Origin of the sequence: Microvirga makkahensis, assembly GCF_009830105.1 — a bacterium.
Classification (GTDB): domain Bacteria; phylum Pseudomonadota; class Alphaproteobacteria; order Rhizobiales; family Beijerinckiaceae; genus Microvirga; species Microvirga makkahensis.
Window position 1 is genome coordinate 1 of record NZ_WURB01000052.1, and the last position, 9,951, is coordinate 9,951.

General features: G+C 62.1%; 5 protein-coding genes and 3 pseudogenes. 5 read left to right on the plus strand and 3 right to left on the minus strand.

Features of this window, described 5'->3' with window-relative positions:
• The 4 genes and pseudogenes from GR328_RS25975 to GR328_RS25990 form a co-directional block, all read left to right on the plus strand.
• A pseudogene (locus GR328_RS25975) lies at window positions 1-217 on the plus strand (nitroreductase family protein); the annotation flags it as partial.
• 458 nt (window positions 218-675) lie between these two features.
• Window positions 676-999 carry a DUF1440 domain-containing protein gene (locus tag GR328_RS28710; protein ID WP_160888549.1) on the plus strand — a complete coding sequence of 108 codons (324 nt, stop codon included), beginning with the start codon at window positions 676-678 and terminating at the stop codon, window positions 997-999.
• Window positions 1,000-1,429: 430 nt separating this feature from the next.
• Complete coding sequence (locus GR328_RS25985) at window positions 1,430-2,611, plus strand: sensor histidine kinase (protein ID WP_160888550.1); 1,182 nt, start codon at window positions 1,430-1,432, stop codon at window positions 2,609-2,611.
• A 108-nt stretch (window positions 2,612-2,719) separates the two neighbouring features.
• Window positions 2,720-4,477, plus strand: a complete 1,758-nt coding sequence (locus GR328_RS25990; RefSeq protein WP_160888551.1) for a histidine kinase famiy protein — start codon at window positions 2,720-2,722, stop codon at window positions 4,475-4,477.
• A 345-nt stretch (window positions 4,478-4,822) separates the two neighbouring features.
• Here GR328_RS25990 and GR328_RS25995 read toward each other — a convergent pair.
• The 3 genes and pseudogenes from GR328_RS25995 to GR328_RS26005 all read right to left on the minus strand — a co-directional run.
• Window positions 4,823-5,055, minus strand: a pseudogene (locus GR328_RS25995) (transposase); the annotation flags it as partial.
• Between the two features lie 60 nt (window positions 5,056-5,115).
• The gene (locus tag GR328_RS26000) at window positions 5,116-5,352 is read right to left on the minus strand and encodes a hypothetical protein (RefSeq protein WP_160888552.1); all 237 of its coding nucleotides are present in this window, start codon (window positions 5,350-5,352) and stop codon (window positions 5,116-5,118) included.
• 99 nt (window positions 5,353-5,451) lie between these two features.
• Window positions 5,452-8,487, minus strand: a complete 3,036-nt coding sequence (locus GR328_RS26005; protein WP_246216103.1) for a PAS domain-containing protein — start codon at window positions 8,485-8,487, stop codon at window positions 5,452-5,454.
• A gap of 363 nt (window positions 8,488-8,850) precedes the next feature.
• On the opposite strand from GR328_RS26005, the pseudogene GR328_RS27850 reads away from it, so the two are divergent.
• Window positions 8,851-9,329 (plus strand): annotated as a pseudogene (locus GR328_RS27850) (integrase core domain-containing protein); the annotation flags it as partial.
• Between the last annotated feature and the right edge of the window lie 622 nt (window positions 9,330-9,951).

Consider the following 9,951-nt stretch of genomic DNA (forward strand, 5'->3'; position numbering starts at 1 on the left):
CGCCACCGGCTTCCTGATCGCGGCTCTGCATGCGGCGGGGCTTGTTACGCTTACCCACACTCCCAGTCCGATGGGTTTCCTCAACGAGATCTGCGGCCGCCCGGAGACGGAGAAACCGTACATCCTCTTCGTTGTCGGCTACCCGGCCCAGGGCTGCACGGTGCCGGTTCACGGCGGGATCAAGAAACCTCTGGAGACGATCGCCTCCCGGCTGTGAAAGTGTTCCGTCGTGCCGGAAACCGCTCAAGGACAAGCCGGCGCCCGCTGATCCAAAGCGCGTCGGCGCACTCCTTTGGCTCATCGGCATTCCGATCCCCATCATCATTCTCCTGTTTCTCTTATTCTGATCAATTCGGATATGAGGGCTGGCGGATCCTTCTCCATCCAGAGCATCGGGAACGGCTGAGCCGATGCTAGATATCCCGGCGATATTCTGACCTGGAAACTCACCGGTCGTGATGGCGTTCGCTAGAGTTGCACGATTGTCAGAGAGCCTCATGGCGATGGACGGAAGAGCTGGCCAATACCCGACTGGAGACATTCCGCGAGGTCTCGCGGCCGGACTCTTGGCCGGCCTCGCCGCATCATACGCGATGAATGCATCCCAGCCGGCAACCTCTCGACCGACCCAGCTGAACCGTCAGCCACAAAAGCCCAGGAAGATGACGCAAGGGTTTGACAGCTCCGATCCTACGACTGCCAAAGCCGCGGCAGAAGGAGATCGCCGGTCCGGCTGTTCATTATGCGGTCGGCGCAGCGCTCGGCGGTCTTTATGGTGTTGCGGCCGAGATTGCGCCCGGTGTAACGGCAGGGGCAGGGCTTCGTTTTGGGGCTGCTGTGGCTGTGGCTCTTGATGAAGGGGTCGTACCAGCGATCGGGCTCTCAGGGCCGCCATGGGAGTCACCTTCCTCAACGCACCTCTATGCACTGAGCTCGCATCTTGTCTTTGGCTTGACGGCGGAGATCGTCCGCCGGAGTGCAAGGAGCCTTCCGGCCTGATTGCAAGGAGAGAGGCCGTTGTGACCGATGCCTTGAGCGGTATCGGTCTTGAGCTTGCAAAGCAGGCTTGAGGGCACCGCGAACAGGATCTTGCCGGAAACGACTAAGGTTGATCAGCATCGCAAGAGACCGGAGCCAGGTGCTGTCGGCTCTGAAATATAGGACAATATGCAAGATGCTCTCGTCGCGTCACGGCGTGAGAGACCGATCTTTTGCGAATACCGTTTTCTCCTCGAAGTCGGGCCCTGGCACGGGCGGACCTAACCCGAAACTCCACATTCGCACGATGGGCGGACCTTTGCACAGTGTCGCTCTATGACCTTGGCTGTCCCTCGGCAGACCTTTGATGGCCCCGCTAGGGGACATGGCTTTGGGAACAATGGCAAAGCCTGCCAGTTGGAAAACGTTGATTATCTTACGCCTCAGGATCATGTCGATCACCCAGCCCTCGAAGACCGATCGCAGCCGTACCTTGGAGCGGCTGCGCCAACACCAGACCATCCTGGTCGAGTTTGCCCGGTTGGCTGCGGAGGCAACCGATCTTCAGCGGCTGCTCGACCTCGCCTGCCAGCATGCCGCCCGGGCCGTCGGCGTAGATCATGCCAAGGTGATGCAGTACCGCAGCGATAAGGGCGACCTGCTCATGATCGCCGGCAAGGGCTGGAAGCCCGGCACCGTCGGACACGCGCGGCTGGGGGCCGACATGCTATCGCCGCCGGGGCGGGCTTATCAGACCCGCGAAGCGATCTGCCTCGGAGCCATCAATGACGATGCCGATTTCCGCTATTCCTCGCTCCTGCGAGAGCACGGCATCGTTTCGCTCCTGAATGCACCAATTGCCATCGACGGCGTGGTCTGGGGCGTGATGGAAGTGGACTCCACCACGCTCGACGCCTTCGATGAGGACGATCAGCGCTTCCTGGTAGCCTTTTCCCTCGTTCTTGCTCTGGCGGTACGGCACCGGCAGGGACAGGCCGAGCGGGAGCGCAGGGCCGAGGAGATGGGCCGGCGCCTGGCGCAGGCTGAGACCTACATGCAGGAGCAGAACCATCGGGTCCGCAACTACTTCCAGATGATCCTTTCGATCCTGGGCAGCCGCAGCCGCCGGGCGGCCAGCGGGCAGGCCCGCACGGAACTGGAAGAGGTAATGGAGCGGGTGACTGCCGTCGGCTTGGCTCACGACCTGCTCACGGTGGAGAGCGGCCACAGTGCGGTCGATGCCGCCACCTACCTCGATGCACTCTGTCTCGGCATTGAGCGCAGCATGACCGATGAGGTGCGGATCGAGCGTGATCTCGAATCCATCCAGCTCCGGCCGGACCGGGCGGTACCCCTCGGGCTGATCCTGAACGAGCTGGTGACGAACTGTATCAAGTATGCGGTCAAGGAGCGGCCAGATGCCTTTATCAAAGTCCGGTTCTGTTCCGACATCGGCACCTCAGAGGCCCTGCTGAGTGTACAGGACAACGGGCCAGGCTTGGGCGAACAGCGGCCGGGCAGCCTGGGACTGCGGCTGGTGCGCTCCTTGGCAGGTCAGCTCAGCGGACGGATCAACATCGACAGCTCAGGGTCCGGAACAGAAGTGACGCTGATCTTTCCGCTCATTGAGTAGGGCATGGCTGGATTGACACCTGTCAGATCCGAGACACCCCTCTCCGGCTGAGGGCGCACACCTCCTATCACGTACGCCGGGTTTTCCGGATTTCGCAGTGGACTATCCATGAACCAGAATAACGACCCCAAGCAAGTGGGGAGCAGCCCGTCCCCCGATATCCAAGGGGAGGGGCAGAGCGGCGGCATCCCAGCCGCAGGTCAGCACAAGAATCTCTCCTACAACCCCATGGGAGGTCCGGGCATCACCCATTGGCAGGAGGCTACGATCACCCAGCCGGGTCTTGGCGAGCGCGGGAACGTGTTCTTCGCCGCCATTGAGATGACCCGCATGCCGATGACCCTCACGGATCCCAACCTGCCGGATAATCCGGTGGTGTTCGCCAATCGAGCCTTCCAAGACCTCACCGGTTACACGGAAGAGGAGGTGCTCGGGCGCAACTGCCGCTTCCTCCAGGGTGCCCACACGGACCGGGAGGCTGTCGACGAGTTGCGTCAAGGCATCAACGAGCGACGGGCTGTCTCGGTCGAGCTTCTGAACTACAAGCGGGACGGAACGCCGTTCTGGAACGCCTGCTTCGTGGGACCTGTCTTCGACAGCGAGGGCAGGCTCCTCTACTTCTTTGCCTCCCAGCTCGACGTGACGCGGCGGCGAACCTCCGAGCAGGCCTACCGCCAGGCGCAGAAGATGGAGAGCATCGGCCAGCTCACGGCCGGTCTCGCGCACGACTTCAACAATCTCCTGCAAGTGGTCTCGGGCAACCTGGAGCTGGCGCTCTCGCGCACGGATGATGAGTCCTTGCGCCGCCCGCTGGAGAACGCCAGCCGTGCGGCCGAACGGGGCGCCAAGCTGACGAAACAGCTTCTGGCCTTCGCCCGTAAGACCCGGCTCGAGCCCAAGCCCACGAACCTCAACGCACTGATCGCCGAGTTCGGCGAGATGCTGGAGAATTCGGTTGGTCCGCAGATCGAGATTGAGCTCAATCTGCGCGCCCGGGTACCCTCGGCCCTGGTCGATCCGGTGCATCTGGAGATGGCGGTGCTTAACGTGCTGATCAACGCTCGCGATGCCATGCCGAAGGGTGGCACTGTCACCATTGGCACATCCAAGATACACCTGAACGGCGATGCAGCCGCCCACCACCTGCCGCCGGGCGACTATGTTGCGCTCACGATCAAGGATGAGGGGGAGGGCATGCCGCCGCACGTGCTGGAGCGGGCGACGGAGCCGTTCTTCACAACCAAGAGCCAGGGCAAGGGCACAGGCCTTGGGCTGGCGATGGTGCATGGGTTCGTGCAGCAGTCGCTTGGGCGTCTGGAGATCGAAAGCGAGTGCGGCAAGGGCACGACCCTGCGCATGCTGTTTCCAGCAGTGGAGACGCAAGCGATAATGCTCCGCCAGCCAAGCCGGGACCTGGCGCACGCGGAACCAAGGGGGCAGGCGGAAACGATCCTCATCGTTGAGGACAGCAACGACGTGCTCGAACTCGCATGCGAGCACCTGACGGCGCTTGGCTACATCGTCCTGACCGCTCGGGATGCCGACGAGGCGCTCGCCGTCTTCGACAAAGCCGAGGGAAAGATCGACCTGCTGTTCACCGATCTGGTGATGCCAGGCAGCATGAACGGATTGGCGCTGGCCGATGTCGTTCGCGAGCGAGCACTTGGTATCGGAGTGCTTCTGACCACGGGCTACAACGACGATCTCCTGACGGAGGGGAAAGCCTCGGTCGGGGCCGACGTGCTTGGCAAGCCTTACCGGCGCACGGAACTGGCCGACCGAATCCGGTCCGCCCTCAACAACCGCGACCGCGAGCGACAGGTGCCGAGCTATCCTCCGGCACGGGGACCGCGGCACGAGGGTTGAGTGTCAGCTCGCTTGGATAGCTTGTCCAGCGCCAGAGACGGGTCCTGACCTCGAAGATGATTCCGGCCGGGTCGAAGTCGAGCCGAATGGAGCCGTCGAACTCATTCCGAAGGCCCCGTTCCAGCAACCGGCTGCCGAAGCCTTTCCGCTCCGGTGCCCAGACCGGCGGTCCGCCGACCTCGCCCGGAGGGAGGATAGGCGGCGGATGAGCAACGGGGCGCTAACCCGATCCATGCTCTCTCAAGCGATCAGGCGGCCGACGTCACGATACCTGTGCGGGTATTGGCAGGGGAACAAGCCATCCGAATTGATTTGATAAGACACCCCGGCGGCCCTGAGATGGTTCTAGCATTCGTGCGGCTCGAACAAATCGCAGATGTCGCCGAGTGCTCGCCAGAGTGCGTCAAAGGTTCGGGCTTCGGCTTTGCGCAGGTGCGCTTTGACCTTGGCGAAAGCCCGCTCAATCGGGTTCATGTCCGGACTGCACGGTGGCAGGAACAGGAACCAGGCGCCCTTTCACTCTTGTGGACCGCGAGGTTTTCGAGGATCGCCACGTCGCCTTTGTGCAGGGTCGGCGCGTGCGCACTCCGCCGCCATGAGGCCTTGTTATATGGGAAGCCGCAGCCTCGCGCAGTGCCTCAAGGATTGCAGCGGTCTTGTTGAGGCGAGCCAGTTCCGGCGGGAGCGGGATCGCTTGCTTCGACACTTACGTTCTGCTGCTGTGCCACCTTCTGTGCATGTGCTGGATCATAGATCGCGACCACCTGGTCGATGGCAGAGACCTGTTTCTTGATGACCTCGATCCTGAGTGCCAGTTCCTTGGCCTCCCCGAGGAGTTCAGCACGCTTCCGCTTTAGTTCCTCCTCAACTCTCACGTTGCCCTCCTCCTGAGTGGAGCCGGAGAGTACCCGACGGGCTGGATCAAGTCTGGTGGCTTTTGCTACCGAATGCCGCAGATCTGCTCCACAATCCTCTTACCGCTCGATCATGTCGCGGATACGGATTGCAAGGCTCTCAATGACAAACGGCTTGGTGATCATCTCCATTCCGGGCTCTAGGAAGTCGCTCTCCACCGCCGCGTTCTCCGCATAGCCGGTGATGAACAGCACCTTGAGGTCGGGGCGGTGTTCGCGGGCCTGATCCGCGAGCTGACGTCCGTTCATCCCCGGCAGGCCAACATCCGTCACAAGGAGATCAATCCGCCGCGAGGATTGGAGCATCTTGAGGCCCGATGGGCCGTCAACCGCCTCCAAAGCCCGGTATCCAAGATCCTTGAGAACATCGACGATGAGGTTGCGCACCACCGGCTCATCCTCGACAACGAGCACGGTCTCACCCACCTCCGACCGGGGAGCGTCTGCCAGTCCGGCTGCCTCCGTCTCCTCCTCGACCGTCCCGTAGAAGCGGGGCAGATAGATTTTGACCGTCGTGCCTTGCCCAACCACAGAATAGATCCGGGCATGGCCTTCCGACTGCTGCGCGAAGCCGTAGATCATCGACAGGCCAAGACCGGTGCCTTGGCCGAGCGGCTTAGTGGTGAAAAACGGGTCAAACGCGCGCTCGATCACATCGGGCGGCATGCCGGTGCCGGTATCTGTGACCGCAACGCAGACATACTGGCCGGGGCGCACTCCCGGGTGCAGGGCAGAGTAAGTACGGTCGAGATGCGTGTTACAGGTCTCGATGGTCAGCCTGCCGCCATCGGGCATGGCGTCGCGGGCGTTGATGGCCAGGTTGAGGATGGCGCTCTCAAGCTGGTGCGGATCGCAGCGCGTCAGCCACAGGCCGCCTGCTGTGACGAACTCCATCTGGATGGTCTCCCCGAGGGTACGCCGGAGCAGGTCCTCCATTGAGACCACAAGCTTGTTGACGTCCACCGTCTTGGGCGCCAACGGCTGCCGACGGGCGAAGGCCAGCAGGCGGTGGGTGAGGGCGGCAGCCCGCTGCGCCGAGCTCATGGCTGCCTTGGCGTAGCGCTCAATAGCCTCTGTTCGGCCCTGAGCGATGCGGGTCTGCATCATGTCGAGCGATCCGACGATGCCCGTGAGCAGGTTGTTGAAATCGTGGGCGATGCCGCCCGTGAGCTGGCCGACGGCCTCCATCTTCTGGGCCTGGCGCAGCGCCTCTTCGGTCTGCCGCAGGACCTCCGCCTGCTCCTTCTCGGCGGTAACATCGCGGCCATAGGCGTAGACGAGGTCTCCTTCCACCGAGGTATGCCAGGAGATCCAGCGCGGCGTGCCGTCCTTGTGCGTGTAACGGTTCTCGAAGTTCGTCAGGTTCTGGTTCGCCGCTGCGTCGTCAAGGCCGCCTTGAGTCAAAGCGGCATCCTCGGGCCAGACGAAATCAAGGAACGAGCGCCCGACCACTTCTTCAGGCGCATGCCCCAGGATCTCTGTCCAGGCCGGGTTCACGGCCCGGAAAATCCCATCTGCGCCGACAACAACGAGCAGGTCACGCGAGTTCTTCCAGACCCGGTCGCGCTCGGCCGTGCGCTCCGCTACGCGCGCCTCAAGTGTGTGGTTGAGGTCCCGCAGCGCCTCTTCGGCCCGTCTACGCTCGGCGATCTGGTGCTGCGAGGCCCGGAACAGGCGGGCATTGTCGATGGCAATCGCCGCCTGGCCGGCAATGCCGGTCAACAGGCTCTCGTGCTCGTCCGTGAAGACGCCCGGCCTCTCATGGCCGAAGAAGAGGCCGCCCAGCACTTCCCCGGATCGGGAGATCACCGGCACGGCCAGATAGCTGCGGACCGGCAGGTGCTCCTTGGGCATGCCATGATGAGTGTCGCTCTTGCCGTAGCGCGGATCCTTGGTGATGTCGTCCGACCGGACCACGCCTTCGCCAGAGAAGGTCGGGTGGAAGACGGCCGTGTTGCGCGGCATCGGGAACTTCGAGAAGGCCTCGCGCGGTACGCCCGACAGGGCATAGAGCACGTAGCTCTCACCCTGTTGGTTCATGACATTGTAGAAGAATGCGCCAAACTGGGCTCCCGTCAGAGCCACGCCCGCATCGGTAGCGGCCTGGACCAGCGTGTCGAGGTCGAGTTCGGAAGCAAGCTGCGAGCCGATCCGGTTCAGGATTTCCAGGCGTTCCTTTTCTCTGGCGAGCGCCTGCTGGGCAATGTGTGTCTCAGTGACGTCATGCCCCTCGCAGAAGATGCCGATAATGCCGGTTTCATCGATCACCGGCTCGTAAATGAAGTCAAGGACGACTTCTTTTTCAGGCACGCCGGGCGAGGCTTGCAGGCGGGCCGGGACATGGTTGGCCACAAACCGCTCACCAGTCGCGTAAACCTGGTCGAGCCACTCAAAGAAGCCCTGACCTTCGAGTTCCGGGAACACCTCCCGGACAGTCTTGCCGACGTAGCCGCGATCTCCGAACAGCCGCACATAGGCTTGATTAACGAACTCGAACATGTGGTCGGGTCCGGTAAGGACGGTGATGAAGCCCGGCGCCTGCTCGAACAGGCGCTGCTGGCGCTCCTTCTCGGCGGCCAAGCGGCGCTCGGCCATGACCTGCGCGGTGATCTCGATGCAGGGGCAGAAGAAGCCGGCGACTTGGCCGGCCTCATCCCGAACGGGCGTATAGGAGAAGGCGAAGTGAGCCTCCTCCCGAAAGCCCCGGCGCAGCATGAACAGGGTGATGTCGTCCATGCGGACGGGTTCGCCCGCATAGGCCTGCTCGACGATGGGAGCGAGATCGTCGCGGATCTCGGACCACACGTCCAGGAAGGGCCGACCCAGCGCGGCTGGATGTTTTTGGGCCAGGATCTCGGCATAGGCATCGTTGTAGAGCAGGATGCGCTCGGGCCCCCAGGCGATAAACATGGGTTGGGAGGAGCCGAGCATGACGCTGACCAGTGTTTTGAGCGCCTGTGACCAGTCGCTCGGCGGGCCTAGCGGCGTCGCTGACCAGTCATGGGCGCGGATCAACGCTCCCATCCGCCCACCGCCGGAGAGAAAGTCCAGGAGAGCGATCGGATCAGGCCTGCCCTGCATTACGCGGTGTTCCATTTGGGAGGGACCCCACCCCGAGGGGCGCTACTGCTTAAAGCCTCCATGTGTCATGTCCCACAGTTATCAGCCAAAGTGGACGCCTCTTTGGTGCGATGGCAGCGCGCGTGGGTACCTAGAACTTGACCGGGCCGGGGCAACCCCATTCCCTTTGCACGATCTGCCAAGTCTTCTCGGGAACACACAGTGAGGAAAGGATCGGCGAGCACCTGCCGCATCCTCACAGGCAGTTGACAGGGATGACGCCTGCGGAGCCGTTTCGGGCCCATCACTGAAGAGAGGATGTTTGATCCCGGAGTTTGATGGTGCGATATTGTCCCCAGGGTGGAGGGACGCGCTATGGGCCAAGTTCTCCATGGGATCGCCGGCGACTTCCTGCGCGCGCTGATCAAGGCCGTGCCTTACGAGGTGCATACGGTCCTCACTGACCATGGCATTCACTTCACCACACCCAGCAACACAGCTTCTGCAGCCCGCTGATCAAGAATGCTATAAAACGGGGCGAGATCTTCCGGGCCCATGCCTTTGAGTAGGCCTGTGCCCAAAACGAAGCGGATCATCGCCTGACGAGGCCGAGGCATCCATGGACCAATGATCAGGTTGAGCGGATGAACCGAACCATCAAGGACGCGACCGTCGGATGCTACTACTACGACTGCCATGACCAACTCCGGCAGCATCTGGCTGACTTCGTGAGCGCCTACAACTTCGCCCGACGGCTCAAGACCCTGAAGGGTCTCGCACCCTATGAGTTCATTTGCAAAACCTGGCTCAAGGATCCCAAACGCTTCGGCTTTGACACGGTCCATCAAACTCCGGGATCAAGCATCCCTCTCTCCTAGCGTATCATTGGGCACAAATCTTGCGCTGACCCGGGAAAGTCAGGCAAGCGGACGCGGAAAATGGCCTCTATGACGCTGGTGTCACCCCGGTGGAAGATCGAACGGGCTCCTTACGGCACCGCGCTGGCTGGGGCTGCTCTGAGGTCCTGCAGTTTCACGACCAGTTCGGCTCCAGTCATGTTCTTAACGAGGTAGGTGGGCCTGCCTTCTCGAGATTGGACGATGCGGGTGATACAGTAGGTCCGGTCACTGTCCCGACCGGAAGGCGGTTGCTTCAGGCGAACAAGCTGGTCGGCGTGGTATGTGGACTGCATAACATCCTCATTGGTGCTGGAGCAGATAAAAGTTTCCCCTCCTGCACAGCGGCTGCCTCGACTTGGATCAAATCACGCGGAGCCGAACCTGCCTTTGCCAACTGCATAGGTGTGTCGGGTTGAAGCATCTCAGCAATGAGATCAATCTGTCGAGATGCCCAGCCGCTTCGCCTTTGCAGCCTTCGCTCCAGTCCGATCAGGCGGATGTGACGGGCAGCACCTTGGCATAGCTCTGACGGATCTTCCGGTAGCACTCGCAGGCCACCCCTTCGAGGCCCGCTTGGTCCACGATACGGATACCGCCGCGT